General features: G+C 74.2%; 20 protein-coding genes and 1 pseudogene. 12 read left to right on the top strand and 9 right to left on the bottom strand.

The window, feature by feature from the left end; genetic code table 11:
• The first annotated feature begins 244 nt into the window (after positions 1–244).
• From ACIQVI_RS20255 to ACIQVI_RS20225, 7 genes are all read left to right on the top strand, one after another.
• Positions 245–2,749 carry a Pls/PosA family non-ribosomal peptide synthetase gene (locus ACIQVI_RS20255; protein WP_403597610.1) on the top strand — a complete coding sequence of 835 codons (2,505 nt, stop codon included), beginning with the start codon at positions 245–247 and terminating at the stop codon, positions 2,747–2,749.
• Between the two features lie 56 nt (positions 2,750–2,805).
• The gene (locus ACIQVI_RS20250; RefSeq protein WP_403598720.1) at positions 2,806–5,307 is read left to right on the top strand and encodes an amino acid adenylation domain-containing protein; all 2,502 of its coding nucleotides are present in this window, start codon (positions 2,806–2,808) and stop codon (positions 5,305–5,307) included.
• Positions 5,308–5,332: 25 nt separating this feature from the next.
• Positions 5,333–6,334 carry a TauD/TfdA family dioxygenase gene (locus ACIQVI_RS20245; RefSeq protein WP_403597607.1) on the top strand — a complete coding sequence of 334 codons (1,002 nt, stop codon included), beginning with the start codon at positions 5,333–5,335 and terminating at the stop codon, positions 6,332–6,334.
• Positions 6,331–7,377 (top strand): 2,3-diaminopropionate biosynthesis protein SbnB, encoded by a 1,047-nt coding sequence (gene sbnB / locus ACIQVI_RS20240; RefSeq protein ID WP_351970623.1) that lies wholly within the window; start codon positions 6,331–6,333, stop codon positions 7,375–7,377. The genes ACIQVI_RS20245 and sbnB overlap by 4 nt, the downstream gene beginning before the upstream one ends.
• A 58-nt stretch (positions 7,378–7,435) precedes the next feature.
• Complete coding sequence (gene sbnA / locus ACIQVI_RS20235) at positions 7,436–8,452, top strand: 2,3-diaminopropionate biosynthesis protein SbnA (RefSeq protein ID WP_403597604.1); 1,017 nt, start codon at positions 7,436–7,438, stop codon at positions 8,450–8,452.
• 132 nt (positions 8,453–8,584) lie between these two features.
• Positions 8,585–10,252, top strand: a complete 1,668-nt coding sequence (locus tag ACIQVI_RS20230; protein WP_403597601.1) for a sodium:solute symporter family protein — start codon at positions 8,585–8,587, stop codon at positions 10,250–10,252.
• 19 nt (positions 10,253–10,271) lie between these two features.
• Positions 10,272–10,580, top strand: coding sequence for a hypothetical protein (locus ACIQVI_RS20225; protein ID WP_403597598.1), 309 nt, complete (start codon positions 10,272–10,274; stop codon positions 10,578–10,580).
• Between the two features lie 34 nt (positions 10,581–10,614).
• On the opposite strand, the gene ACIQVI_RS20220 is transcribed toward ACIQVI_RS20225, so the two are convergent.
• The 8 genes and pseudogenes from ACIQVI_RS20220 to ACIQVI_RS20185 form a co-directional block, all read right to left on the bottom strand.
• Positions 10,615–10,824: a Trm112 family protein gene (locus ACIQVI_RS20220; protein ID WP_351970619.1), complete on the bottom strand. Its 210-nt coding sequence runs from the start codon at positions 10,822–10,824 to the stop codon at positions 10,615–10,617.
• Positions 10,733–11,758, bottom strand: coding sequence for a hypothetical protein (locus ACIQVI_RS20215; RefSeq protein ID WP_403597594.1), 1,026 nt, complete (start codon positions 11,756–11,758; stop codon positions 10,733–10,735). The genes ACIQVI_RS20220 and ACIQVI_RS20215 overlap by 92 nt, the downstream gene beginning before the upstream one ends.
• Positions 11,759–11,763: 5 nt before the next feature.
• On the bottom strand, positions 11,764–12,492 hold the full coding sequence (locus ACIQVI_RS20210; protein WP_403598717.1) for a class I SAM-dependent methyltransferase: 729 nt from the start codon (positions 12,490–12,492) through the stop codon (positions 11,764–11,766).
• A gap of 47 nt (positions 12,493–12,539) precedes the next feature.
• Positions 12,540–13,844 carry a condensation protein gene (locus tag ACIQVI_RS20205; protein WP_403597591.1) on the bottom strand — a complete coding sequence of 435 codons (1,305 nt, stop codon included), beginning with the start codon at positions 13,842–13,844 and terminating at the stop codon, positions 12,540–12,542.
• A complete protein-coding gene (locus ACIQVI_RS20200; RefSeq protein WP_403597588.1) occupies positions 13,844–18,118 on the bottom strand; it encodes an alpha-(1->3)-arabinofuranosyltransferase family protein in 4,275 nt (1,424 codons plus the stop codon). Before ACIQVI_RS20200 ends, ACIQVI_RS20205 begins: the two co-directional genes overlap by 1 nt.
• The gene (locus ACIQVI_RS20195) at positions 18,115–18,834 is read right to left on the bottom strand and encodes a bifunctional 2-polyprenyl-6-hydroxyphenol methylase/3-demethylubiquinol 3-O-methyltransferase UbiG (RefSeq protein ID WP_121831312.1); all 720 of its coding nucleotides are present in this window, start codon (positions 18,832–18,834) and stop codon (positions 18,115–18,117) included. The genes ACIQVI_RS20200 and ACIQVI_RS20195 overlap by 4 nt, the downstream gene beginning before the upstream one ends.
• Entirely contained in the window at positions 18,831–20,033 is a 1,203-nt protein-coding gene (locus ACIQVI_RS20190) for a glycosyltransferase family 4 protein (RefSeq protein ID WP_351972236.1), read from the bottom strand. Before ACIQVI_RS20190 ends, ACIQVI_RS20195 begins: the two co-directional genes overlap by 4 nt.
• Before the next feature lie 200 nt (positions 20,034–20,233).
• Positions 20,234–21,218, bottom strand: a pseudogene (locus ACIQVI_RS20185) (DUF3068 domain-containing protein).
• Between the two features lie 177 nt (positions 21,219–21,395).
• Between ACIQVI_RS20185 and ACIQVI_RS20180 the strand changes: the two are divergent.
• From ACIQVI_RS20180 to ACIQVI_RS20165, 4 genes are all read left to right on the top strand, one after another.
• Positions 21,396–21,548 carry a hypothetical protein gene (locus tag ACIQVI_RS20180; RefSeq protein ID WP_167345333.1) on the top strand — a complete coding sequence of 51 codons (153 nt, stop codon included), beginning with the start codon at positions 21,396–21,398 and terminating at the stop codon, positions 21,546–21,548.
• Entirely contained in the window at positions 21,545–22,759 is a 1,215-nt protein-coding gene (locus ACIQVI_RS20175) for a helix-turn-helix domain-containing protein (protein WP_351972234.1), read from the top strand. Before ACIQVI_RS20180 ends, ACIQVI_RS20175 begins: the two co-directional genes overlap by 4 nt.
• Before the next feature lie 114 nt (positions 22,760–22,873).
• The gene (locus ACIQVI_RS20170; RefSeq protein WP_403597583.1) at positions 22,874–23,473 is read left to right on the top strand and encodes a TetR/AcrR family transcriptional regulator; all 600 of its coding nucleotides are present in this window, start codon (positions 22,874–22,876) and stop codon (positions 23,471–23,473) included.
• Between the two features lie 80 nt (positions 23,474–23,553).
• Positions 23,554–24,201 carry a histidine phosphatase family protein gene (locus ACIQVI_RS20165; RefSeq protein WP_403597580.1) on the top strand — a complete coding sequence of 216 codons (648 nt, stop codon included), beginning with the start codon at positions 23,554–23,556 and terminating at the stop codon, positions 24,199–24,201.
• A 33-nt stretch (positions 24,202–24,234) separates the two neighbouring features.
• Here the strand turns inward: ACIQVI_RS20165 and ACIQVI_RS20160 are convergent, their stop codons facing one another.
• Complete coding sequence (locus ACIQVI_RS20160) at positions 24,235–24,852, bottom strand: TetR/AcrR family transcriptional regulator (protein ID WP_403597577.1); 618 nt, start codon at positions 24,850–24,852, stop codon at positions 24,235–24,237.
• A 96-nt stretch (positions 24,853–24,948) separates the two neighbouring features.
• On the opposite strand from ACIQVI_RS20160, the gene ACIQVI_RS20155 reads away from it, so the two are divergent.
• Complete coding sequence (locus ACIQVI_RS20155; protein WP_403597574.1) at positions 24,949–26,199, top strand: NADH:flavin oxidoreductase/NADH oxidase family protein; 1,251 nt, start codon at positions 24,949–24,951, stop codon at positions 26,197–26,199.
• Positions 26,200–26,281: the final 82 nt, after the last annotated feature.

Below are 26,281 nucleotides of genomic sequence, written 5' to 3'. Positions count from 1 at the left end.
GCGTACGTCCGCGACACGGCGGCGCGCCGGGCCGGCGAGGACCGGGAGACCGCCGGCACGAGGACACGAGGAGGGGGGGAGGAGCGCGGAGGACGAGGGAGGACGAGAAGTTCGCGGGGATCTTCGTCGCTCCGGGGGACGGCAACGAATCACCTGTACGACATCCGTCGAAGACCGTCCCGCCGCACGGGCCGGTCGCCCCGAACCTCCGTCGCACGGCAGCCGCCCCCCGGGGAGTCCCCTCATGACGCAGAAGTCGCTCGACGCCGAGAACCGCGCGGCCACCGGAACGCAGCGGGAGCTGGCCCGGCTGCTCGCGGACGTCGCCCACCTGGACGACGTGCCCCCCGACAGCCACTTCTTCGACGAACTGGGCACGGACTCCCTGGTCATGGCGCACTTCTGCGCACGGGTGAGGAAGCAGGACGGCCTTCCCGACGTGTCGATGCGGGACGTCTACCGGCATCCGACGATCAGAAGCCTGAGCACCGCCCTCGAAGGCGACCGGCCGGCCCCCGCCGCCGCGGTCCCCGCCCCCGGGGCCCGCCCGCCCGGCCCCGCGCCCCCGCCGGAACACCGGCGCCAGGTGCTGTGCGGCGCGCTGCAACTGCTGTGCTTCGCCGGTTACGCCTTCCTCCTCGCCCTCGTCACCGCCCGCGGCTACGACTGGATCTCCGCCGGCACCGGCCTCTGGGACGACTACCTGAGGTCGGTCGTCTTCGGCGCCGCCGCCCTGCTGGTCCTGTGCACCCTGCCGGTCGTCGCGAAATGGGTCCTCGTCGGCCGCTGGAAGCCCTGCCGCATCCCGGTCTGGAGCCTCGCGTACGTCCGGTTCTGGCTGGTCAAGACGCTGATACGGACGAATCCGATGGCTCTGTCCGTCGGCTCCCCGCTCTACGTCCTCTACCTCAGGGCCCTCGGCGCGCACATCGGACGGGGCGTGACCGTCCTCGCCCGGAGCGTGCCCGTCTGCACCGACCTGCTGACGGTCGGCGACCGCACGGTCATCCGCAAGGACGCCCTGCTCGGCTGCTACCGCGCCCACGACGCCGCGATCGAGACGGGCCCGGTCGTCCTCGGGCGCGACGTGGTCGTCAGCGAGGCCACGGTCCTCGACATCCGCACCTCGATGGGCGACGGGGCGCAGCTCGGGCACGCGTCCTCGCTGCACCCGGGCCAGCACGTGCCCGACGGCGAGCACTGGCACGGCTCCCCGGGACAGCCGACGGACGCCGACTTCCTGGCCGTGGCCCCGGCCCGCTGCGGCACGGCACGGCGCGCGGCCCACGGCGCCGCCCAGATCGTCATGGCGCTGCTGGTGTTCGCACCGATCGCCGTGGGATGCCTGGACGTGCTGCTCGCGAAGGCCCCGCAGCTGACGACGCTGCTCGAACCGGGGCCCGCCGCGCTCGCCGACTGGGTCTTCTACGCCGACCTGCTCCTCGTGACGGGCGTCGTCTTCTTCGGGGCCGTTCCGGTCGCCCTGCTCGCGCTGGCCGTCGTCCCCCGCGTCCTCGGCCGGCTCGTGACCCCCGGCCGGGTCTACCCCCTGTACGGCGTCCACCACGCGGCCCACCGGACGGTCGCCCTGCTGACCAACAGGAGGTTCATGACGCGCCTGTTCGGCGACAGCTCCGCCGTGGTCCCCTACCTGCGCTGGATCGGCTACGACCTGTCCACCGCCGAGCAGACCGGCTCGAACTTCGGCACCGCGGTCAAGCACGAGAGCCCCCTGCTGAGCTCCGTGGGCCGGGGGACCATGGTCGCGGACGGCCTGTCGCTCATGAACGCCGACTATTCGAGCACGTCCTTCCGCGTGACCCGCACCGTCATCGGCGCGCACAACTTCCTCGGCAACAGGATCGCCTACCCCTCCGGGGGCAGGACCGGCGACAACTGCCTCCTGGCGACCAAGGTCATGGTCCCCGTCCACGGCCCGCTCCGGCACGACGTGGGCCTCCTCGGATCGCCGAGCTTCGAGATCCCCCGCTCGGTGGCGCGGGACGGCACCTTCGACGACCTCGCCCGGGGCGACGGCCTGCGCCGCGGCCTGCGCGCCAAGAACCGGCACAACGCCGCCACCATGGCCTGGTTCCTGCTCACCGGCTGGCTCTACTTCTTCGGGGTCACGCTCCTCTACGCGGCGGCGGCCGACCTGTACGCCCAGTGGGGCGTCACGGCCGTCGCCCTCGCCAACGTCGCGCTGCTGCCGTTCACCGTCCTGTACTCCGTGCTGGTCGAGCGCCTGGTCACGGCGGTCCACCCGCTCGGGCCGCTCTTCTGCTCGATCTACGACGTCCGCTTCTGGCGGCGCGAGCGGTACTGGAAGGTCCCGGCGGAGACGTACCTGCAGGCCCTGAACGGCACTCCGTTCAAGCCCCTCGTGTGGCGGCTGCTCGGCGTCCGGATCGGCGCGGCGGTGTTCGACGACGGCTGCGGCCTGACCGAACGGTCCATGGTCACCATCGGGGACGGCTGCACCCTGAACGCGGGCAGCGTCGTCCAGTGCCACTCGCAGGAGGACGGCACCTTCAAGTCCGACGCCAGCCGGATCGGTTCCGGCTGCACGCTCGGGGTGGGCGCCCTCGTCCACTACGGCGCCACGGTCGGCGACGGCGCCCACCTGGCGGCGGACTGCTTCCTGATGAAGGGCGAGACGGTCCCCGCGCACGACCGCTGGTCGGGGAACCCCGCGCGACCGGCGGCCCCCGAGCACGACGCCCACGGCCACGGAGGCGAACGACGATGACGGACACGACGACCACGGACACGGCGACGACGGACACCGCGATGACGGCCACGGCGATGAGGGACGCGACCGTCGCGGGCGCGCCGCGCGCGGAAACCTCCGGCCTCCCCGCGTACACGACCCTGCCCCGGTGGGCCCCCGACCCGGTGCCCGGCATCGCGGAGCACACCGGGACCGTCCTGCCCGCCCGGCTGGCCGCCGCGCTGCGGGCCCGGGCCGGCGAGTTCGGGGTGCCGGTCGCGGCGGTCCTCCTGGCCGCCCACGCGAAGGTGCTCGCCGTCCTGTCCGCCGACCCCGAGGTCACGACCGGGTGCCTGCTCCCGGGAGCCTCCCGCCCGACGGCCTGCCGACTGGTCGTCCGGCCCGGCACCTGGCACCGCCTGGTGACGGACGCCCACCACGCGCTCCGCCTCCTGTCCCGCCCGGAGCGCCCGCGAGCCGACGCGCTCCCCGCGACCCCGCCCGAGGTCGTGTTCGACCCGTACGGGAACGGGGACGGAGCCGGGTCCGTTCCCGACGGCACCGTCCTGTACGTGAGCCTCTCCGGGGACGACCCGCCCGCCCTGCGCCTGCGCCACCGCACCGACGTCCTCGACGGCGGCGCGGCCGCCCGCATCGGCGGCTACCACCTCCGCGCCCTCGAACGGATCGCCGCCGCCCCCGAGGAGCACCACGAGCGCGGCACCCTGCTGTCCGCCGAGGAGATCCGGTTCCAGACCGAGGAACTCGCCGGCCCCGTCCGGCCGCTGCCGGACCGCCGCTTCCACGAACTGTTCGAGGAGCGGGCGCGCGAGCGGCCCGACGCCGTCGCCGTCGAGTACCGGGGCACGCGCTGGACCTACCGCGAGCTGAACGAACGGGCCAACCGGCTGGCGCGCGCCCTGCTCTCCGAAGGACTGGAGCCCGAGGACGTCGTCGCCGTGGTCACCGAACGCACGCCGCACTGGATGGCGGCGGTGATCGGCGTCCTCAAGGCAGGCGGCGCCTATCTGCCCGTCGACCCCCACCACCCGCCCGGACGCATCGCCGCGATGCTCGCCCGCGCGGACTGCGACCTCGTCCTCGCCCAGCCGGACGCCTCCCGGAACCTCGACCGCGCCCTCGGCACCCGCCCCGGCACGCGCACGCTCCCCGTCCCCGACGTCGCCGAGGGCACCGCCCGCGCCGACGACCCCGCCGTCCCGGTGGCGGCGGACCGACTGGCCTACGTCTACTTCACCTCCGGATCCACCGGCGAGCCGAAGGGCGTCATGTGCGAGCACGCCGGGATGCTCAACCACCTCCTGGCGAAGATCGAGGACCTCGGCATCGGCGAGGACGACGTCGTGGCGCAGACCGCGTCCCAGTGCTTCGACATCTCGCTCTGGCAGCTCCTCGCCGGACCGCTGGCCGGGGGACGGACGCTCCTCGTCGCGCAGGAGGCCGTCCTCGACGCCGCCGCGTTCCTCGACACCGTCACCGAGGGCCGCGTCACGGTGCTCCAGGTCGTCCCGTCGTACCTCGACGTCCTGCTCTCCGCGCTGGAGCGCGCGCCCCGCCGGCCGCCCGACCTGCGTCGCGTGTCGGTCACCGGGGAGGCGCTGCGCAAGGGGCTCGTCCGGCGCTGGTTCGCCGCGCTGCCCGGGATCCCGCTGGTCAACGCGTACGGCCTGACGGAGACGTCGGACGACACCAACCACGAGGTGCTGACGGGCGTGCCGGACGGCGACCGGATACCGCTGGGCCGGCCCGTGGCCAACGTGCGGATCCAGGTGGTCGACGACAACCTGACGCCGGTGCCGCTCGGCGCCCCCGGAGCCGTCGTCTTCTCCGGGGTCTGCGTGAGCCGCGGCTATGTGAACGACCCGGAGCGCACCCGGGAGGCGTACCTCCCCGATCCGCGCCACCCCGGCCGGCGCCTCTACCGGGGAGGCGACTTCGGCCGCTGGCTGCCGGGAGGGAAGCTGGAGTTCCTCGGCCGCCGCGACGCCCAGGTGAAGATCCGAGGGTTCCGCGTCGAGACCGGCGAGGTCGAGAGCGCCCTGCTGCGCCTTCCCGGCGTCCGCGACGGCGCCGTCGTCGTCACCGGCGAGGAGGCCCACGCACGGCAGCTGGTGGCGTTCTGCACCGGACCGCGCCCCGTGGCCGAGGACGTACTGCTCCGGGGGCTCGGCGAGCTGCTGCCCGCGTACATGGTCCCGTCCGCCGCGCACTGGCGGCGGTCCCTGCCGCGCACGGCCAACGGCAAGACCGACCGCGCGGCCCTCGGCGCCCTCGCCCGGGACCCCGGCCGGTCCGGCGGCGGCGGGCACCGCCCGGCCCGTACGCCGACCGAGCGGCGGCTCGCCGCGGCCTGGGCGCGCGTCCTGGGCGTACCGGCCGACGGCATCGGCCGCCGGGACGACTTCTTCGACCTCGGCGGCACCTCCCTGTCCGCCGTCCGCCTGGCCGTCGCCCTGGACCGGGCCGTCTCCCCGCGCGACCTGACGGCCCGTCCCGTCCTGGCCGACCTGGCCGCCCTGATCGACGAACGCACCCCCCGCCCCCCGGCGGCCCCCGCGCCGCCCGCGACCCCGTGACCACGTACCGAGGGAGAGGAACGACATGTTGTCCGCACTGTTCCGCAAGCAGGAGACACCGGAACCCACGACGATCCGCGAAAGCCAGGCGCCCCCGGACCCGGCCGCCTGGACCGACGCCCACCGGAAGGAGCTGCGCGACCTGGTCGCCGCGCACGGCGCGGTCCTCGTCGGCGGACTGGACCTGCGCGGCCCGGCCGACGTCGAGGCGGCCGTCCGGAAGGTGGCCGGCCGCCCCATGAAGGAGACGGAGGGCTTCGCCGCCCGCGAGACGCGCGGCGAAGGCGTCTACTCGTCGGCCGTCTGGCCCGCCAACCAGCCGATGTGTATGCACCACGAGCTGAGCTACGCGCGCCGCTGCCCCGGGCTGTTGTTCTTCGCCTGCCTGGAGCCGCCGGCCGACGGCGGGGCCACCGCCCTCGCCGACGCCGCCGACGTCCTCGACGCCCTTCCCGCGTCCCTGGTCGAGCGCTTCGAGGAGGAGGGCTGGCTGCTCGAACGCTCCTACAACGGCGAGATCGGCGCCACCCTGTCCCAGGCGTTCGGCACCGAGGACCGGGGAGCCGTCGACGCGTACTGCGCGGCCCACGACATCGAGACCGCGTGGCAGCCCGACGGAACGCTGCGCACGCGCCAGCGGCGCGGCGCGGTGGTGCGGCATCCGGCCGACGGCCGGCGCTGCTGGTTCAACCAGATCGCCTTCCTGAGCGAATGGACCATGGCCCCCGAGGTGCGGGAGTTCCTGATCGAGGAGTACGGCTCCGGGGGCCTGCCCTTCACCACGCGCTACGGCGGCGGCGATCCGGTGCCGCGCGACGTGGTCGAGCGGATCAACGAGGCCTACGCCGGGGCGACGGTCCGCAGGCCGTGGCGGGCCGGCGACCTGATGGTCGTCGACAACCTGCGCACCGCCCACAGCCGGGAGGCCTACACCGGGCCGCGCGACGTCCTGGTGGCCATGGCCGACCCGATCGACCCGGTCGACCCGCCGTCCCCGGGCCGGCCGCCGAGGAGGGCCGGGGCATGACCGCCACCGTCGCCGCACCCGCCGTACCGCCGTTCGCCGTCGTCCCCGGACGGCAGGTCAAGGAAGTGCTCCACGGCCGGGAGGACGAGGTGACGAAGGTCGTCGAAGCGACCTACCGGCTGCACGCCGCCGGGCGGACCGTCAATCCGCCCTCCTCGTTCCTGCGGTTCACCGACCGGCCCGCCTCGCGCATCATCGCCCTCGCCGCCTCCCTGGGAGGGGACGGGACCCGGGTGGACGGGCTCAAGTGGATCGCGAGCTTCCCCGCGAACGTGCGCTCGGGCCTCCCCAGGGCCTCGGCCGTCCTCATCCTCAACGACCCCGCCACCGGCTACCCCTTCGCCTGCATGGAGAGCTCGGTGATCAGCGCCGCCAGGACCGCCGCGTCCGCCGCGGCGGCGGCCGACCGGCTCAGCCGGGGCCGGCCGAGGCCCACCCGCGTCGGCTTCGTCGGCACCGGACTGATCGCCCGTTACGTCCACACCTATCTCGCCGGCACCGGCTGGACGTTCGAGCACACCGGCGTCCACGACCTGTCGGCGGAGAGCGCGGCCGGCTTCCGGCTCTACCTGGAGCAGACGGGGAACACCGGTCCCGTCACCGTGCACGACGACGCCGAGACGCTCGTCCGCACCAGCGACCTGGTGGTCTTCGCGACCGTCGCCGCCCGGCCGCACGTCACCGAGGCCTCGTGGTTCGACCACAACCCGCTCGTGCTGCACATCTCGCTGCGCGACCTCGCCCCCCAGGTCCTGCTGGCCGCGACCAACATCGTCGACGACGTCGAGCACGTCCTCCGGGAGTCGACCTCGCCCCACCTCACCGAACGGCTCACCGGCGGCCGGGACTTCCTCCACGGCACGCTCGACGACGTCATGGCCGGACGCGTGACGCCACCGCCCGACCGGCCGGTGATCTTCTCGCCCTTCGGCCTGGGAGTCCTCGACCTCGCGGTCGGCAAGTACGTGTACGACGAGGTGGCCCGGTCCGGCGGGCTGCTGCTCGTCGACCGCTTCTTCGACGAACTGAACCGCTACGGATGAGGCGGCCCCGTCCCGCCGGGCCCCGGCCGGACGGTCCGACCACGAGAAGGAGATCACCGTGACCGTCATATCCGTCCCGCAGGCCTTCAACGAGGAGGACCTGTACGTCGACCTCGGGCCGACGACCGGGCACCCGCTGTTCCTCAAGTGCGAGGGCTTCAACTTCGCCGGTTCCATCAAGCTGAAGGCGGCGACCGAGATGGTGGAGGCCGCCGAACGGAGCGGGCTCCTCACCGAGGACTCGATCCTCGTCGAGTCGTCCTCGGGCAACCTCGGCGTCGCGCTGAGCATGATCGCGGCCGGCAAGGGCTACCGCTTCCTCTGCGTCACCGACTCCCACTGCAACCTGACCACCCGCCTGATGATGGAGGCCATGGGAAGCGACGTGCACGTCGTCTCCGACGAGGCGGGCGGCGGCGGCCTCCTCGGCGCACGGCTCGCCCTCGTCCGCGCCCTGTGCGCCTCCGACGACCGGTGCGTGTGGCTCAGCCAGTACACCAACGCGAACAACTGGAAGGCCCACTACCGCAGGACGGCGCCCGCCATCGCCCGCGCGTTCCCGCGGCTCGACACCCTCTTCGTCGGGGTCGGCACCACGGGGACCCTGATGGGCTGCGCGCGGTTCTTCCGCGCCTGGAACCCGTCCGTGCGCATCGTCGCCGTGGACAGCGTCGGCTCCGCCGTCTTCGGCGGCGTCCCGGGACGCCGGATGATCCCCGGCCTCGGCATGAGCATGAAGCCGCCGCTGCTCGACGAGGCGTACGTGGACGAGGCGGTGTCCGTCGAGGAGGCGGACACCGTCCGCACCTGCCGGATGCTCGCCCGGCGCGGATTCCTCTTCGGAGGGTCCACCGGCACGGTCGTCAGCGGCGCGACCGGCTGGCTCGCCCGCCACGGCACCCGGGGCACCACCGCCGTCGCCATCGCCCCGGACCTCGGCGAGCGCTACCTCGACACGATCTACCAGGCCAACTGGGCCCGGGCACTGTACGGCGACGACGTCCTCGTACCGGACGGGAGGACGCCCGGGTCGCCCCGCCGTTCACGCACCACGTGGCGTCCGGTGGCCCCTTAGGTGGTCATTTGCCAGATATTTCCACCACGTTCGATCACAATCAATCAAAAATAACCAAGCGGACTGTTCACTTCCTGTCGCTTCGTGCGTAGGTTCGCGCCTGTTCCTTTCGGGCGACGAAGTGAGTACCCCATGCACCTGGCCGCGGAGCTGCGGCTCCCCACCAACTGGCTCGACTACTCGATCCTGGCGATCTACTTCGTCGTGGTCCTGGGCATCGGCTTCGCCGCCCGGGCGAGCGTGAGAACCAGTCTCGACTTCTTCCTCTCGGGCCGGTCGCTCCCGGCCTGGGTCACCGGGCTCGCGTTCGTCGCCGCCAACCTGGGAGCCACCGAGATCCTCGGCATGGCGGCGACCGGAGCCCAGTACGGCGTCGCCGTCGTCCACTGGTACTGGATCGGCGCCATCCCCGCCATGGTCTTCCTCGGCCTGGTGATGATGCCCTTCTACTACGGCTCCAAGGTCCGCTCGGTCCCCGAGTTCCTGCTCCAGCGCTTCGACCGGCCCGCGCACCTGCTCAGCTCGGTCCTCTTCGCCTTCGCCGCCATCCTCATCGCGGGCGTCAACCTCTACGCCCTGTCGATCGTCGTGGAGGCGCTCCTCGGCTGGCCGCAGTGGGTCTCCATCGTCGTCGCCGGGTTCTTCGTCCTGGCGTACATCACCGTCGGCGGCCTGTCCTCGGCGATCTACAACGAGGTCCTGCAGTTCTTCGTGATCCTCGCCGCGCTCATTCCGCTCACGATCCTCGGCCTCAAGCGGGTCGGCGGCTGGGACGGACTGACCTCCTCCCTGGAGGAGAGCCACGGCGCCGACTTCCTGTCCGCCTGGGGCGGCACCGGCATCGGCGACGCCAACCCGCTCGGCGCCAACTGGCTGACCATCGTCCTCGGCCTCGGCTTCGTCCTCTCCTTCGGCTACTGGACCACCAACTTCGCCGAGGTGCAGCGGGCCCTGTCCGCCAAGAACCTGTCGGCCGCCAAGCGCACCCCGCTCATCGCCGCGTTCCCCAAGATCTTCATCGTCTTCGTGGTGATGATCCCCGGCCTGGTCGCCGCCGTCCTGGTACCGGAGATCGGCACCGGGGGATCCGGCCTCACCTACAACGACGCCGTCCCGCTGCTCATGCAGGAGCTGCTGCCCAACGGCGTGCTCGGCATCGCCGTCACCGGCCTCCTCGCCGCCTTCATGGCGGGCATGGCCGCGAACGTGTCCTCGTTCAACACCGTGTTCACCGCCGACATCTGGGCCAAGTACGTGGTGAAGGGCCGCGAGGACGGCTACTACCTGCGCTTCGGACGCCTGGTCACCGCCCTCGGCGTCCTCGCCTCCATCGGCACCGCGTTCCTCGCCGCCGGCTTCTCCAACATCATGGGGTACCTCCAGACCCTGTTCTCCTTCTTCAACGTGCCGATGTTCGTCGTCTTCGTCATCGGCATGTTCTGGAAGCGCGCCTCGGTCAAGTCCGGCTTCTGGGGCCTGATCGCGGGCACGGTGGCCGCGATGGTCAACTACTTCGTCATCTACGAGCAGGGCGTCGTCGACATCCCCACCGACCAGGGCGCCAACTTCGTCTCGGCCATCGTCGGCTTCGTCGCCGGCGCGGTGGTCATGGTCGTCGTCACCCTCTTCACCGCCCCCAAGCCCGAGGCCGAACTGGCTGGCCTCGTGTACGGGACGAGGTCGCCTGGCATGGACGAGGCGCCGTCCGACGGCGACGACGCCTGGTACCGGCGCCCCGCCCTCCTCGGCTGGGGAGCCGTCGTCCTGGCCGCCCTCTGCTACCTGCCGTACTCCTTCTGAACGCCCGGAGGCACCCACCATGTCCGAACTGCACCACGAAGTCTCCGAGCTGGAACGGAAGTCCGCCACGGCCGCCCGGCTCTTCGACATCCGGCGCATCATCGGCGGCCTGTTCACCCTCTACGGAGTGATCGTGACCCTCGCGGGCGTCACCGCCGACGACGCCGACATCGAGAAGGCCGTCGGCGTCAACATCAACCTCTGGACGGGCCTGGCCATGCTCGCCCTCGGCCTCTTCTTCCTCGTCTGGCTCAAGCTCCGGCCGGCGGCGCCGCCCGTCCCCGCCACCGGCGACCCCGCCGACACCCCCGGCGGACCGCGCGACTGAGCACGGACCGCGCCGCCGCCCGCTCCCGGGCCGCTCAGCCCTCCGCCGCGGCCGCGTACCGCTCGTGCTCCTCGGCCGAGACGCGCAGGCCGGAGGACGGCAGCAGCTGCGGAATGCCGTCCACGATCGGGTAACGCAGGCGCAGCCGGGGGTTATAGAGCGCGTCCCGGCCCGCGGGCAGGGTGAGCGGCCCCTTGTCGAGGGGGCAGGCCAGGATGCGCAGCAGGGTCTCGTCGGTGTCCATGGGGATCCTCGCTCTTCGATGGTGGACGGGTCCGGCCCCGGCGCCGCGCCGCGGGCGCCGGGGGATCGTGACGGGGCATGGCGAGCAGCACCGACAGGGCCAGTGCCGTCCCCGCCACGCGGAGGAACAGCGGCAGCGGATCGTCCGGGAGCCTCTCTCCGAAGACCGGCGTCCCCACCACCGCCGTGAACAGGGCCGTCACCGTCGTGCAGACGGGCACGATCAGGGACGCGCGGCACCGCTGGAGCGCCGTCTGCGACATGACGAGCCCGGCACCGGCGGTGAACAGCAGCAGGTACGGGTAGGGCGAGCCGAGCAGCGCGCGCGCCACCTCGCCCGCCCCGCCGCCCGTGAGCCTGCCCGCCGCGCCCTTGACGGCGAGCGAGCTGACGCCGTACAGCAGGCCCACGGCCACGCCGTACCCGATGCCGTTCGTCGGCACCCGGTGGCGGCGGCCCGCCCGCCGTTCGACCTGCGCGTAGAGCGCCACCCCCGCCGCGAGCGTCGGGACGGACACCGCGAGGACCAGGCCCCACGGCGCCTCCCCGCCCACGACCTCGTCCCCCTCGCGCACCGACGCCACGACCATCAGGAGCGCCACGAGCACCGCACCGAGCGCGTGGCGCTCCCGGCCCGTGGGCCGCTCGCCGAGGACGGCGGACGAGAGCAGCAGGAGCAGGACGAGACCGGAGACGAAGATGCCCTGCGCGGCGGCGATCGGCAGCGTCCGGTAGACGACCAGCTGGGCGGCGAAACCGGCGGCCAGCGCCAGCGCGCCGGCCAGCCACAGCGGACTGGTCACCAGCGTGACGACCACGCGCACCGGCCGCCCGGCGGAGAGCGCGGGCAGCCCGCCGAGCGCCCGCTTCTCCAGGACGAAGCCGACGCTGTAGAGGAGGTTGGCGATCAGCGCCGCGCCCACGCCCCACCACACGGGCGCTACCTCCGCCGGGCGTGCGCCAGGAGGATGGACGCCGCCGAGGGCACCGCGCACGCGGCGCGGTCGATCAGGCGCAGTCCGCGCGGCACGCCGTGGAACGGCGCGGCGGAGACGCGTACGTCCTCGAAACCGGCCGACCGCAGGAACGAGCGCAGTGCCCGCGCCGTGAACAGCCGCAGGTGCCCCACCACTTCCGTACCGGGACGCCCGTGGATGCCCCGGAGGCTCACCTCGGAGAACACCGGCTGCCGCCCGGCGAGCAGCAGCGCGCGGTTGTACCAGGCCGCGAGGTTGGGGGTGGAGAGCATCAGGTGGCCGCCCGGCCGCAGGACGCGCCGCAGCTCGTCCATGGCCCGGTCCGGGTCGACGAGGTGCTCGATGACCTCGCTGAACAGCACGGCGTCCGCGCACCCGTCGGCGAACGGCAGCCCGCCGCCGTCCAGTTCGCCGCGCACGACGTGGGAGAGGCGCGGCCGGGCGCGGCGCAGCGCGTCGTGGGACCAGTCGACCCCCACGATCCGGTGCCCGGCGAGGATCGGCCCCGCGACGGCGGCAGCGGTGCCGTCGCCGCAGCCGACGTCGAGGACGAGCGCGCCGGGCCGGTCGAGCGCCCCGGCCAGCAGCCGGGCCTGCCGGCGGCTCCGGGCGTCCCCGGAGGCCACCGGGACGGCGGGGTTCTCGTAGAAGTCCCGCAACCCCGGCGGCCCGCCGGGGCCGGTGGGGTCCATGTCCTCCCGGCCGCTCGGGAAGTCGGTCGGCACGCCGTCCGGGCCGCTCACAGTGCCTCCGCGTCGGTCGCCGCCAGCCGGTCGGTGAACATCTCGCACAGCAGTGCCCCGTCCTCGTCGCCCAGCAGGGTCCGCGACCAGCGCAGCGCCAGATGGAGCCGGCCGCCGGTCGACGCCGTGGTGAACGTCAGGCCGCGCGGCATGGCGGCCGGGGCCGACATCCAGACCGCCCGCGCCCGGCCCGCCCCGCCGAAGTCGAACGGGTAGGGGATCCGGCCGAGGTTGCTGAGCAGCGTCGTCGAGATCCACGGGGCCGCGAGGCGGCGCACGCCCCGGGTCAGCGCCGCCCGGGCGGCGACCGGGAGGACCGGCGAGGCGAGCAGCGCGGCCCCGCGCCCCAGGGGCGGCCGGGCGACCGCCTTGAGGGCGCGGGTGCGCCCGGCCGTGATCCGCAGCAGGGCGCCGATGTCCGCCTCCGGCTCCAACTCGGAGGGAGCGAAGCCGACTTCGACGAGCCGGGTGCCGTTGCCGATCGGCATCGCGGGCCCCCGGGTCCGGTCGTCGACCGGCATGGTGACGCGCAGCGGCCGCTCGGCCGCCCCCCGGCGGCGGTTCCAGTCGGCGACCGTCAGGGCCGTGGCGACCATCAGCTGGTCGTTGACGGTGTGCGGGGCGCCGGGGGCGCGCCGGGGCACCGGCAGTTCGGTGACCAGCAGCGCGTTCCCCGGAGCGCCCTGCGGGCTCCCCGGCGCGACCCGCGCCACCGCCGCCCGCGAACCCGCGGGCCGGGGCGCGGGCCCCGCCGGCGGACGGACCGGCGGGGCGACCGGCTGCGCGGCGGAGCCGCCGTAGATCTCCGCGGCGGTCGCGACGATCCGCAGACAGGCGGGCCCGTCGAGCGCCGTGTGGTGCACGGCGAGGAGCAGGACGCAGCCGTCGGCACCGGGCTCCTCGACCACTTCGAGACGCAGCGGCGGCGCGGCGAGCAGCGACGGGGCCACGGCGAGGGCCCGCTCCCGGGCGCGCGCGAGGGCTCCGGGCGCGCACGGCGGGAAGAGCACCACGTCCGCCCGGGGACGGTCCGTCAGCTCCCACTCGTAGCGCCGTGCGAACGGTCCGCGCCGCCGCTCCCGCATCAGCGCCCGCGGGTGCAGGGACAGCGCCCGGCCGAACGCCTCGCGCAGCCGGTCCGGCTCGATCCGGCCCGGCAGGTGGATCTCGAGGTGCACGGTGTTCGGCTCGCGCGGGTCGGCGCAGTGCCGGGCGATCTCGTCCGCGACCGGGAACGGCACGCGCGGCGGCTCGCGGTCCGGGGCCGGTCCGAAGACCTCCGTCCGCTGTTCGGTGGCCATCAGCGCTTCCCTTCCCCGGCGCGTCCCGGCCGGTCGGGCGGCCACGGGCCGCCGGCGTCCCGGCCCGCGGGTCCGGACGTCTCCCGTCCGCCGTGCCCGCCGGGCGCCTCCCGTCCCTCGGCCGGGGGCCGGGTCGCCGTCCCGGCGCGGTGGGTGCCGCCCCGGGGGACGCGCTCGCCGCGCACGGTGACGAGCGCCGCGAACAGCGCGATCAGGGCGAGGAGTTGGGCGATCGGCCCGTACGCCCCCCGGCCCAGGGCGGTCGGTTCGCCGCTGCCCGTCAGGGCGGCGATCCCGGCCCCGGCCATCGCCACGAGGGCGAGGGGGCCGAGCAGGGCCGGACGCAGCCGGGCGACCACGGCGAGCACGGGCACGAGCAGCGCCCACGGCCCCGCGATCACCACGCCCACCAGGGTCAGCACGACCGTGCCGAGCAGCAGGCCGGGCGCGGGCGGCTCCTCCTCCACCGTGTTCTCCGCCGGTACGGAGCGTCCCCGGCGGCCGGCGAGCGCGAGCCCGGTGAGCACCAGGAGCAGCACCCCGGCGACGGCCAGCCCCGCCTCGTACAGGCGGGAGGGCTCGTACACCAGCGTCACCGAGCCGCCCGCGCCGGCGGGGACGAGCCAGGCCTGCTGCCAGCCGTCGACGCGCAGCGGCCGCAGCTCCCGCCCGTCGAGCTCGGCCTTCCAGCCCGCGTTGTGGTTCTCGTGGAGCTGGAGGTACGCGGCCTCGCCCGCGCCCACCCGCAGGACGCGCCGGTCGCCGCCGCCCGACACGACCTCCACCGTCCGGGGCGTCGCGGAGGCGGCCGGCGGTTCGCCGTTCGTCAGGTCGACGCGGGTGACCGCGAGGGGACCGGTGTCACCGGCCTCGACGGTGCGGGTGCCGCGCTCCAGGGCCACCCGGCCGCCCTCGGTGCACAGGGAGACGGCGATCGGGCGGCGCTGCGTCAGGTCCCCGATCCGGCCCTCGGCCCGGGTCTCCAGGAACCGCCCGTCGACCGAGAGGACCGGGCCCTTCCCGCACGGCAGCGTGAACCTCTTCTCCGGGTCCGGCTGCGGCGCCCGGTACGCGGCGAGCGCCGGGACGTACAGCTCGCTCAGGCCCACCGGCAGCTGCAACTGCGCGTCCGCCACCGGGTTGTGCAGGGTCAGCGGCGCGACGCGGGAGATCGTGACGTCCATCCGGTCGGTGACGACGGGGGAGAACCGCGCGATCCCGTTCTCGTCGACGGACGCGATGGCGGCGCCGTCGGGCGAGCTGATCCGGATCTGCTCCGGCCGGCTGGCCAGGCCGCCGGCCGCGGCGAGGACGATCTCGCCGACGGAGGTCTTCTTCGGCCAGGACAGCCGGAGCACGGGCCGGTCGCCGGCCACCCACGCGGTGGTCAGGTCGCCGTCCGTCAGGTTGCGCGGGCTCAGGTTCGTGCCGAGCCGGGCGGTCGAGTCGGCGCTCACCAGGAGCTTGTCCCGCTTGCCGGTGAGGGCGAACAGCAGGTCGTCGAGCTCCTTGCCCGGTACGGGCAGGGCGGAGGCCCGCACGGTGTACTCGCCGGTCCTGGCCGCCGTGAACTGCCGGTGCAGCCCCACCTCGGCGGGCGCGACGGACAGCCCGCCGGGATCGCTGCCGCGGTTCAGCGAGTACGCCACCGCGCCGGTGACCTCGCGCGGCGCGTCGGCCGGAAGCCGCAGCATCCGTGTCACCTGAACGCCGGGCACGGAGACCTCGGAGAACCCGGCGCCGGTCAGCCCCGGGCGGCCCTGCTGGGACGCGAGGACCGTCACCTTCAGCCAGGTCGCCTCGCCCTCCGGCGCGGCGACCCGCTGGGTGCTGCCGTCGGGGCGGAGCGGGCTGACCCGGCTGCCCCGGTCGGTCTCGATCCGCACCGACGTGGGCGCGGCCCGCACCTCGCTCCCGGGCAGCGGGGTGAGGTCGAGGCTCCCGGGGACCGGGGTCGGGCCGGTGAAGGCGATCCGCAGCCACTCGCCCCGGGGCGATCCGGGGGAGCCCTCGGCCCAGGCGGTGTCCGGGTTGCCGTCGAAGGCGTTGACGGGGTCGTACTGGGGGAGGTGGAACAGCCAGTTGCCCACCGACGAGGCCGTCACCGACTCCGCGCCCCGCAGGACGGCGGTGGTCTGGTGGCGCGTGCCGGAGACGGGCAGGATCTGGCGCGGCTCCGCTCCCGGGTCCTGCACCGCCCCCTCGGCGTTGCGCTCCCCCTCGGCGTACGTGTGGGACGTGCCGGAGTTGACCAGGCCGAACCGGGTGTCGGCGCGGCGCAGCCCGTCACTGGCCGCGTAGAGCGCCGGGGCGTCCGCGCCGGGATGGGCGTCGCCGGCCAGGACCGTCGCCCGGCCGGTCACGGCGCCCGACGCCGACAGGGGCAGCAGGGACTCCGGCCCGCCGCTGACCACCGCCAGGTCCGCCACCGGTGTCGTCCGGGCCGGGCCGGGACGCGGGGTGCCCTCCGGGGGCGCGTAGATCTCGACCGCGCGCTGGCGCGGATAGAGCCCCTCGACCTGCAGGGGCGTGTCGTCGGGGATGCGGCCGTCGGTCAGGAGCGGGCCGAAGCCGGTGATCCGGCGGTACCCGGAGGCCTCCAGGGTCCGCTTCACCGTCGCCGTGGGCACGTGCCCGAGCTGGTCCGGGTCGAGGTCGTTGCGCACGACGACGTGGTACAGACCCGCCCGGGTCAGGTACGCGGCGAGCCCGGGGACCTCGCCGCCGGAGGCCAGGGCCTGCTCGACGGCGTCCAGGGCGCGCCGGTTGCCGGGGGTGCCGAACGGCACGTAGTCGCGCTGCGCCCAGGGGGAGCGGGCGAGGACGTCCAGGGGCTGGTCGATCGTCGAGCCCCAGATGTGGATGCCGTGCGCGGTCGCCGGGACGACGAGGGCGCGGTCCTCGGGGGCGTGCTCGGCCAGCCAGTCGGCGGTCGCCTCCCAGTGCGAGGGCAGCTTGCGGAACGCCCCCGGCTGCAGGATCGTGCCGTTGAGGTACGGCCAGGCGAGGCCGGGCAGGACGAGGACGGCGACCACGACGGGCCCGAGGCGGCGGGCCCGGACCGGCAGCGGCCGGGGGAGGCCCCGGGAGGCGAGGTGCACGAGGCCGAGGACCAGCGCGAGGGCGAGGCCCGTCTGGAACTTGTAGACGTTCCGGAACGGCACCAGCGGCCCGTCCAGCCAGTCCCGCACCGTCCCGTGGAAGGGGCCGCCGAGCGCGCCGCCGTACCCGGCGAGCGTGATCAGAGCGGTGACGGTGACGGTCAGCACCAGCCAGCGCCGCTCCGGCAGGTCGCGGCGGGCCAGGCCCGCGAGGCCGAGCGCCGCGGCGAGCGCCGAGCAGAGCACCGCGAGGGCCGACGAGACGACGGTCCAGCCGGCGGGCAGCCACGGCTCGCCGAAGTTCAGGTAGCCCACCCAGTTCCCCGCGCCGCGCAGCACCTCGGTCGCCGACATCGTCCCCGTGGTCGTCCAGGAGGTCTCCACGTACGGCATGAAGTTCTCGCCGTACACGCCCAGGAGCAGCAGCGGGACGATCCACCAGGACGTCGCGAGGATCACGCACGGCGTCCACCAGGCGATCAGGGCCCGCTTGCGGGGGCCCCCGGGGCGGGACAGCAGGTACAGGCCGACGGGCAGCAGCGAGGCCAGCGTGGACGCGGCGTTCACCCCGCCCATCAGCGGGATCAGCAGCGCGGAGCGCGCCGCGGCCACCCGTGGGCCGGTCTCCGCGCGGGTGAGCGGCAGCAGCACCCAGGGCAGCATCGCGCCGGGCAGGGCGGCGGCGGACGTGGAGCCGACGACGATGGTGAACGTCGGCCACAGCGCGTAGGCGGCCGCGCCGACCAGCCGAGGGCCGTGCGTGCCGACGCCGAGCCGTTCGGCCAGGCGCAGGGCGCCCCAGAAGGCGGTGGTGACCACGATCGAGAGCCAGAGCCGCTCGGCCAGCCAGACCGGCAGCCGCACCAGGTCGGCGGCGGCGTGGAAGGGCAGCATCGGGATCAGGTAGCCGACGTACTGGTCGGCGATGCCGCCGAAGCCGGCCCGGTCGTGCCACAACTGGCCCAGGTCGCCGAGGAACTTCCACGGGTCGGTGACGACGCCCAGTTTGGTGTCGAACGTCATCCGGCCCGGTGAGACCGCCAGGAAGGCGAGGAGGACCGCCGCCCAGAAGCCGAGGAGCCAGCGCCGGGACGCCCTCGGCGGCGGCGACGGCGCCGTGCCGGTCTCGGGGCCGGGCGGGGCCGGCGGACGGGCGTGGAGCGTGGTGGTCATGGGCACCGCCGAAGTAGGAGGAGGAGGTTCCACGTCGCGAACTCGCGGAGCACCGGCACCCGGGTGACGGCCCCGGGGAGCACCGGCCAGTAGCGCGAGCGCGCGGAGACGATCTCGACGTCGTCCCGGTTCCTGACGCGGCGCAGGGTCGGGCCGACGCCGATCGCGAAGAGGTTCTCGCCCAGCCGGTGCTTGGCCGGCCGGCCGGTGCGCCGCTCGTAGCGGGCCCGTGCGCGCTCGGCGCCCAGGTAGTGCCAGGGCGCCCACTCGTGGCCGCCCCACGGCGAGAGCCAGTTGGTGAACGAGACGTAGATCAGGCCGCCGGGCCGGGTGACCCGGACCAGCTCGCTGAGGAACGTGCCGGGGTCGCGCACGTGTTCCAGGACGTTGGAGGAGAAGCAGACGTCGGCCGTGCCGTCGGCCAGCGGCAGCAGATAGCCGTCCGCGACGACGGCCCCCGCCCTCCGGTCGGACGCCAGTCCGGCGAGGTCGGGTTCGAACAGGTAGCCGTGGGCGCCCCGGCGGCGGAACTCCCTCGTGAAGTAGCCCGGGCCGCCGCCGACGTCCAGGACGATCCTGCCGTCCAGCCGGACGTGGCGTTCGATCTGGTCGGCGGCGTCCCTGGCCAGGAGCTCGTACGCGGTGTGCGGGTCGTCCTGCTCGCGCAGGAAGGCCCGGAAGAGCGTCAGCGAACGGCGGAACGACGGATCCCTCACGTGCGCGCGCCTTCCGCGGGCCCGCCCCGGCCGCGCGGCCGGGCGCGTTCCACCGCCTCCGAGGCGATGGCGCGGAAGCGGCGCACCGTACCGCTCCACCGGAACGCGGCGGCGTGCCGGGCGGCGGCCTCGCCCATGCCCTCCCGGCCCTCGGTGTCGAGGGCGAGGGTGCACCAGGCGGCGGCGAAGGAGGACTCCCCGCGCGCCAGGACGCCGGTGACGCCGTCCCGGACGGAGTCGCGCAGCCCCGGCACGTCGAACCCGAGGGTCGGTGTGCCGCGCGCGCCCGCCTCGGTCACGACGAGCCCCCAGCCCTCGACGGCGGCGGGGTGCAGGAGCAGCCACGCCTCGCACAGCAGACGGTGCTTCTCCTCCTCGGACACCTGGCCGGTGAACTCGACGCCGGGGCCCGCCAGTCGTTCGAGGCGGCCGCGTTCCGGCCCGTCGCCGACGACGACGAGCCGTCCGCCGGTCACCGGCCGGACCCGTTCCCACAGGCGCAGCAGGAGGTCGATGCGCTTGTAGTCGACGAGTCGGCCGAGGGCGACGAACACCGGCGTCGCCGACCGGGGGGTCCGGGGCGCGGGCTCGTGGACGCCGTTGTGCACGACGCGGATCCGCTCCGGCGGCACCCCGATCGCGCGCAGCGCCTCCTCGGTCGAGGGGGACACGGCGACCAGGAGGTTGCCCCGGTGGGCCCGGGCGAGCGCCCAGTGTTCGAGCAGCCGGCCGGTACGGGCGACGGGCCGGGGGAAGCGCATTCCCCACAGGTCGGTGTGCACGTGGTTGACCAGGCACACCGTCGGGCCGTCGTGCCACAGCGGCGACAGGTAGGGCATCCCGTTGCACACCTCGACGAGCAGGTCGCACGAACCGACGTGCCGGGCGAAGGCGGACCGGGCGCCGGCGAAGTGCCCGAAGGGGCCTCCGGCCGACACGACGCGGTAGGGACGGGGCGCCGCGGTGCCGCCGCACAGCAGCGTCACGTCGTGGCCGGACTCGGTCAGTCCGGAGGCGATCCGGTCGATCAGGACTTCCGAACCGCCCGCGGCGGGGTTGCCCAGGCCCCGGTGGGCGAGGAAGGCGATGCGCCGGGGCGGTTCGCTCCGGCGGGCGCGGGTCTGCACGGTCCCGACCAGGGGCTGGTGGGGAGGCGGCGGAACCGGCGCGAGCGGTGGGGAAGGGACGTGCTGGGGCATGTGCGCTCCAACTCGTTCGGCGGGGAAGGAGACGGGGCCGGGGATACCGGTGGAGGGGAAGGAGGACCGTGGGGGCGGGGCGGGAGCGGAACGGGGGTGGGCAGGGGAGACCGGGGTGAGGTCGTGCTTGGTTGGGGACGACAGTCTTCGGCAGGTGATCCACGCAGGGCTACTCACCGGTATGACAACTTGGCCGCCGCTCAGACGGGGCGATGTGTTGCCAAGTGAGCGTCAGTCGCGCGCGGTTGGGACATTTCGCCCCCGCGCCACCAGAATTCCGCCGATCAGCGCGAGTACCGCTCCGAGCACGCCCGCTCCCAGGGGAAGGGTGTCGCCGAGCAGCCGCAGCTTGCCGCCGTCCGCCGCCGCGAGGCTCACCTGCTGCCGCTGGGTGGCCTCGGTGAACGCGAGCTTCCCGCTGGACAGCAGCACGACGGCGTCCTTGTCGGACTCGGGCGCGCGCAGGGTCTTCCGGGGTCCGATCGCCGCGTAGAGGATCCGCCCGGTGGGCCGGTCCACGATCAGCTCGATGCCGCCGTTGGCGTACCACTCCTCGGCGAGCACCTGCGGCCGGTCCGGGAGGCCCACCAGCCTGCCCGGCACCTGGCGCACGCCGGTCCGGGTGGGCGGGACGCTGCCGGTGAAGCGCAGCCCCTCGTGGCCCCGCACCGTGCCGGGGCCCGTGTAGCGGAGCGGTACGACGGCGCCGAGCGTGCCGTCCCACCAGCGGTAGTCGCGCCTCTCGACGTCGAAGGGGAACTTCAGGTAGGCCTCGCCGTCGAAGACGGGCGACTCGCCGCAGCAGTGCGCCGGCTCGTTGGTGCGCCGGTCCGTCACCCACCGCTCCACGGTCCACTGGAGGGAGTCCCGGGTGTCGGAGGCCGGCAGGGTGGCGTCGATGTCGACCGACGTGGACACGTCCCAGACGGCGTTGCCGCTCCTCACGCCCTCGGCGACGTCGCCGCGGACCTGCCGCGTGACGGTGAGCGGCCGGTCGTGCAGCGTTTTCAGCGCTTTGGTGTCGAAGTAGCTGCCGCTGCCCGTGAAGACGGTCGTCGTGTCGACGTCGAGCGGGGTGCGCTTGGCCTCCGGCAGGACGTGGGACACCAGCAGGGGGGCCAGGACCAGCAGGAACACCCCCGCTCCGAGCAGGAACAGGGACAAGGGTGAAGCGGTACGGCGCATCCGGGACTCCTGGTGGGACAACTCGCACGGAGACGCACGGACCTCAGGGCCCGGTCAAGCCCTTGTGGCCGACGACGCTAGGCAGCACTTGACGCGATGTCAATGTCCTGTCAACACTGTCCGTCGGCTGTGGGGGCCGGGGTGGGGACGCCTCCGACGAGGAGCTGACCCGACACAATGAGCAGACTGATCGCCGCAACAGGAACCGTCGTGATCGCCGCGGTGCTCGCCGTGGGCGCCGCCTTCGGGATCGTGGCCGTGCTCGACGCCGTGCCCGAGCAGCCCAACGTGCCGCTGGTCACCTATGACACGGCCCCGGCGAGCCGATGACCCGAATCGTCTGGGGGGACGTGCCCCCGCCCAAGGTCGACCGCTTCGCCGCCATCGTGCTGTCGGAGTCGGCGGAGCTCGCGGGGGAGATCCTCCGCGCGATCCGCCACGAGTTCCCCCGGCTGCGCCCCGCGGAGGAGGTGCCGGGCGAGCCGAAGTCCCTCGTCGGGATCCGGCGCGCCATCGAAGGCTTTGTCCAGCAGCTGCTGTCCGGGGAGGCCGATCCGCGCGTGGCCGACGAGGTCTTCCAGGAGTTCGGCCGGGCGGAGGGGCTCAGGGGACGCAGCCACGATTCGCTCCAGGCCGTCTACCGCCTCGGCGTCCGGCTCGCCTGGCGGCGGTTCGCCGAGATCGGCCAGCAGGTCGACATCGCCGCACCCGCCATGTACGAACTCGCCGAGGCCGGCTTCAAGTACCTGGACGGCCTGGTCGAGCAGTCGGTACGCGGCTACGCCGAGGCCATGGCCCGGCAGGAGGGGGAGCGCCTGCGCCTGCAGCGGAGGCTGATCGACCGGCTCCTTTCGAGCCGGCACCCCGATCCCGCCCAGACCCTCGGGGAGCGCGCCGCGCGCATCGGCTGGGAACTGCCGGCCACCGTCGCGGTGGGCGTCCTGATCCGGCCCGCGCGCGAGGCCGTCGCCCCCGCCCTCGGCCGGGGCGTCCTCCTCGACATGGAGAGCGAGCAGCCCCGCGTGGTCGTCCCGGACCCGGACGTCGCGGGCCGCGCCGATCACGTCCGGCGGGCCACGGCCGGATGGTCCGGCGCGATCGGGCCGACGGTGCCGCTCGCCGCCGCGGTGGAGTCCCTGCGCTGGGCGGAGACCGCCGTCCGGCTGGTCGAGGACGGCCTCCTGCCCCACGACGGGCTGCACCACTGCACGGACCGCGTCGAGGAACTGCTTCTGCTTCCCTCCCGGGAGCTCGTCGACGCGGCGGCCGCGCGCTGTCTGACCCCCCTGAACGACGTCGCCCCCGCCCAGGCGCGGCGTCTCGCCGACACGCTGCTCGCCTGGATCGAGACCTCCGGCGGGGCCCCGGAGGTCGCCCACCGCCTCGGCGTGCACCCCCAGACGGCCCGCTACCGCCTGCGGCAGATCCGCGAACTGTGGGGCGACGTGCTCGACGACCCCGACCGCCGGTTCGAGATGCTCCTGGTCCTGCGCTCCCGGCGGCTGCGCGACGAGTCCCCCGGCGGCGGCGAACAGGGATAGCCGCGCCGCGAGCCGGAGTGTGCAGCGTCAAGCCGCGAGCCGGAGTGTGCAGCGTCAACATGAGTGCCCGCAAACCCTTGTCGAGCATTGCTCAGCAGCCTAGGGTGAGTGACCGTGACCGCGAAGACCGCGCCCACCCGCGTGCGGCTGAAGCCGGAAGAGCGCCGGACGCAGCTGATCCACATCGGCCTGCGCCTGCTCACCACCCGTCCCATCCACGAGATGTCCATCGACGAGGTGGCCGCCGAGGCGGGCATCTCGCGCGGGCTGCTCTTCCACTACTTCCCGACCAAGCGGGACTACTACGTCGCGGTCGTGCGGGCCGCCGGAGACCGTCTGCTGCTGCACGCCGAGGCGCCGGAGGAGGGCACTCCGGCGCAGCGGGTGCGCGGGATCGTCGAAGGCTTCGTGTCGTTCGTCCGGCGGCGCAAGGACAACTACGTGGCCGTGGTGCGGGCCGCGGCCGGCGGCGACGAACGGGTCCTGGAGGTCTTCGAGGACAACCGGCGCGTCCTGACCGACCGGGTCCTGGACGCCGCCGGGGTCCACGACCCCACGCCGCTGCACCGGCTGGCCGTCCGCGGCTGGCTGGCCATGGCGGAGGAGATGGCCCTCGGCGCCACCGACGAGGTCGTCACCCCCGCCGACCTGGTCGACCTGCTCGTGAACGGCCTGGAGCGGATCATGGACCGCTTCACCGCCGAGCACCCCTGACGTCCCCGGGCCCGTCCCGTCCGGCACGTCTCCGGCCCTGTTACCGAGCATTGCTCGAAAGAAGGAGGGAAGGCACCGCCATGCCGCTCATCTGCCTCGTCCGCCACGGACAGGCCTCCGCCGGGGCGGAGGACTACGACGTCCTGTCCGGCCCCGGCCGCGCCCAGGCCGCCGCCGTCGGCCGGGAACTCGCCCGCCGGGGCCTGCGCGACCCGCATCTCGTCTCGGGCACCCTGGTCCGCCAGCGCGACACGGCCCGTCTCCTCGCGGACGCGGCCGGATTCGGGGGACCGCTCCACCAGGACCCGCGCTGGAACGAGTACGACCACCTCGGCCTGCTCGCCCGTTACGCCCCCGCGTCCGGGCGGACCGCCTCGGAGCAGGACCGGCTCGACCACGCCCTGCTGGCATGGACGCGGGGCCCCGGTACGACCGGCGGCGAGACGTGGGCCGCGTTCTCCGGGCGCGTCGCGGCCGGCCTCGCCGAGCTGCCCGCCGCGCTCGGCCGGGGGCGCGACGCGGTCGTCGTCACCTCGGGCGGCGTGCTCGCCGCACTGTGCGGTGCGCTGCTCTCCCTGCCCGGGGAGGGGATCGCCGCCCTCCACCGCGTGACCGTCAACGCCTCCGTCACCACCCTCGCGGTGGGGGCGTCCGGAACCACTCTGCTGACCTTCAACGAGCACGCCCATTTCGCCGGCGACGGGCGCCGCCTGCTCACCTACCGCTGAGCACGGCCCCGGGACCGGTCCTGTGCCGTCGGCTCAGACCGCCGCCGGTGCGACGGCCGCCGTCTCGGAGGACATCGCGGGGGAGGCCTGGAACAGCGCGTGGACGGCGGCGGTGACCTGGGCGGCGACCACCTCGGGGGTGGAGGTGTCGAGCTTGCCGTCGAGGTGCAGGAAGGCCAGGCCGTGGACCAGGGCCCACACCGTGGTCGACAGGGCTTCCGCGTCCACGTCCGGGAAGGTGGCCCGGACGATGCCCCGGACGTACTCGGAGATCGCGGCGGTCGCGGCGACCCGCTCCGCGCTGGTCGGGTCGCAGGGCTCGGCGAACATCGCCCGGAACAGGGCCGGGTGCTCCAGCGCGAACCGCACGTAGGCGACGGCCACCGCGGCGAGTTCGTCGGGCGTCGAGGGCGAGGGGTGGGCCCCGGCCAGGTGCTCGGCGAGCTCGCGGTACCCCTCGGCGGCCACGGCGGAGACGAGCGCGTCGCGGTCGGCGTAGTGGCGGTAGGGGGCGGTGGCCGACACCCCGGCGCGGCGGGCGACCGCGCGCAGCGACAGGCCCGCGCTGCCGTCCTCCTCCAGGAGTTCGCGCGCGGCGCGCAGGCAGGCGGCGCGCAGGTCGCCGTGATGGTACGTGCCGGTCTGTGCCATGGGTCACACATCCTTAATGTTCACACTGTTCACATTTCCTCTCTAATGTGAACGTCGTATACATCGTAAGTGATCGAAAAGGAAGAGGAAACCGGGATGACCACCGAGCTGTTCTCACCCCTGCTTCTCCGCTCCGGTCAGGTACTGCGCAACCGGATCGCCAAAGCGGCCATGGAGGAGAACATGGCCGGGGCCGGCCAGCTTCCCGACGAACGGACGCTCACGCTGTACCGGCGCTGGGCCGCCGGCGGCGCCGGGCTGCTGATCACCGGCAACGTCATGGTCCACGCCGAGGCGCTCACCGCCCCCTCCGGCGTCGTGCTCGACGAGCACTCGCCCCTGAAGCCCTTCGCCGCGTGGGCGGAGGCCGGCAAGTCCGGCGGCGCCGTGATGTGGATGCAGCTCAACCATCCGGGCCGCCAGGTCGCCTCCGGAATGCCCGGCGTGGTGTGGGGCCCGTCCGACGTCGGCGTCAGCCTGGGCCGGCACAGCGGCCGCTTCGGCCGCCCCACCGCCATGACCCCCCGGCAGATCGAGGAGACCGTGACGCGGTTCGCCGTCACGGCCCATCGCGCGGAGAGGGCGGGCTTCGACGGCGTGGAGATCCACGCCGCCCACGGGTACCTGCTCTCGCAGTTCCTCTCCCCGCTGGTCAACAAGCGCACCGACCAATGGGGCGGGTCCCTGGAGAACCGGGCCCGGATGCTCCTTCACGTCGTCCACGCCGTCCGCAGTGCCGTCCCGCCGTCCTTCGCGGTGGCCGTCAAGCTGAACTCCGCCGACTTCCAGCGCGGCGGCTTCGACACGGACGACGCCCGCCAGGTCATCGGAATGCTCGAACCCCTCGGCGTCGACCTGGTCGAGCTCTCCGGCGGCAGCTACGAGAGCCCCGCCATGACCGGCCGCCCCGCCGACGACAGCACCCGGGCCCGGGAGGCGTACTTCCTCGACCTCGCCAAGGACCTCGTCGGAACCAGCCCGCTGCCCCTCATGCTCACCGGCGGCATCACCCGCCGCGTCACCGCCGAACGGGTCCTCTACAACGGCGTGGCGGTCGTCGGCATGGGCACCGCCCTCACCCTCACCCCCGACCTGCCCGAACGGTGGCGGAACCACCGCGAGGCCGACCGCCTGATGGAGCCGGTGACCTGGTCCGACAAGGCCCTCGCCGCCGTCGCGAGCATGGCCAGGGTGCGCCACCAGATGCGCCGCCTGGCCCGGGGCCGCGACACCAGGCCGGGCACCAGCCCGCTGCTCGCCCTGCTCTCCGAACGGCGCAAGCAGCGCAGGGCCCTGCGCCGCTACCGCGCCTGGCTGGCCGGGACGCGGAACACCACGAACCCGTGAACCCGGCTCCGGGGGACCGGGCGGAGGGGGCGAGCCTGTGCCGTGCACGGGCCGCCCTCCCTTCGCGGTGCGGCCCGACCGG

Origin of the sequence: Streptomyces sp. NPDC098101 (genome assembly GCF_044760185.1) — a bacterium.
Lineage (GTDB): Bacteria > Actinomycetota > Actinomycetes > Streptomycetales > Streptomycetaceae > Streptomyces.
Note: the sequence above shows the minus strand (reverse complement) of the source record. Positions and strands in the feature narration are given on the sequence as shown.

What these genes read in the sequence shown, in the direction of transcription:
- ACIQVI_RS20245 (WP_403597607.1), top strand. Translation starts at nt 5,333, where the DNA reads ATGTTGTCCGCACTGTTCCGCAAGCAGGAGACACCGGAACCCACGACG.
- ACIQVI_RS20225 (WP_403597598.1), top strand. Translation starts at nt 10,272, where the DNA reads ATGTCCGAACTGCACCACGAAGTCTCCGAGCTGGAACGGAAGTCCGCC.
- ACIQVI_RS20180 (WP_167345333.1), top strand. Translation starts at nt 21,396, where the DNA reads ATGAGCAGACTGATCGCCGCAACAGGAACCGTCGTGATCGCCGCGGTG.
- ACIQVI_RS20200 (WP_403597588.1), bottom strand. Translation starts at nt 18,118, where the DNA reads ATGACCACCACGCTCCACGCCCGTCCGCCGGCCCCGCCCGGCCCCGAG.
- ACIQVI_RS20210 (WP_403598717.1), bottom strand. Translation starts at nt 12,492, where the DNA reads ATGGACCCCACCGGCCCCGGCGGGCCGCCGGGGTTGCGGGACTTCTAC.
- ACIQVI_RS20250 (WP_403598720.1), top strand. Translation starts at nt 2,806, where the DNA reads ATGAGGGACGCGACCGTCGCGGGCGCGCCGCGCGCGGAAACCTCCGGC.
- ACIQVI_RS20190 (WP_351972236.1), bottom strand. Translation starts at nt 20,033, where the DNA reads ATGCCCCAGCACGTCCCTTCCCCACCGCTCGCGCCGGTTCCGCCGCCT.
- ACIQVI_RS20160 (WP_403597577.1), bottom strand. Translation starts at nt 24,852, where the DNA reads ATGGCACAGACCGGCACGTACCATCACGGCGACCTGCGCGCCGCCTGC.
- ACIQVI_RS20205 (WP_403597591.1), bottom strand. Translation starts at nt 13,844, where the DNA reads ATGGCCACCGAACAGCGGACGGAGGTCTTCGGACCGGCCCCGGACCGC.
- sbnB (WP_351970623.1), top strand. Translation starts at nt 6,331, where the DNA reads ATGACCGCCACCGTCGCCGCACCCGCCGTACCGCCGTTCGCCGTCGTC.
- ACIQVI_RS20175 (WP_351972234.1), top strand. Translation starts at nt 21,545, where the DNA reads ATGACCCGAATCGTCTGGGGGGACGTGCCCCCGCCCAAGGTCGACCGC.
- ACIQVI_RS20230 (WP_403597601.1), top strand. Translation starts at nt 8,585, where the DNA reads ATGCACCTGGCCGCGGAGCTGCGGCTCCCCACCAACTGGCTCGACTAC.
- ACIQVI_RS20255 (WP_403597610.1), top strand. Translation starts at nt 245, where the DNA reads ATGACGCAGAAGTCGCTCGACGCCGAGAACCGCGCGGCCACCGGAACG.
- ACIQVI_RS20165 (WP_403597580.1), top strand. Translation starts at nt 23,554, where the DNA reads ATGCCGCTCATCTGCCTCGTCCGCCACGGACAGGCCTCCGCCGGGGCG.
- ACIQVI_RS20220 (WP_351970619.1), bottom strand. Translation starts at nt 10,824, where the DNA reads ATGGACACCGACGAGACCCTGCTGCGCATCCTGGCCTGCCCCCTCGAC.
- ACIQVI_RS20155 (WP_403597574.1), top strand. Translation starts at nt 24,949, where the DNA reads ATGACCACCGAGCTGTTCTCACCCCTGCTTCTCCGCTCCGGTCAGGTA.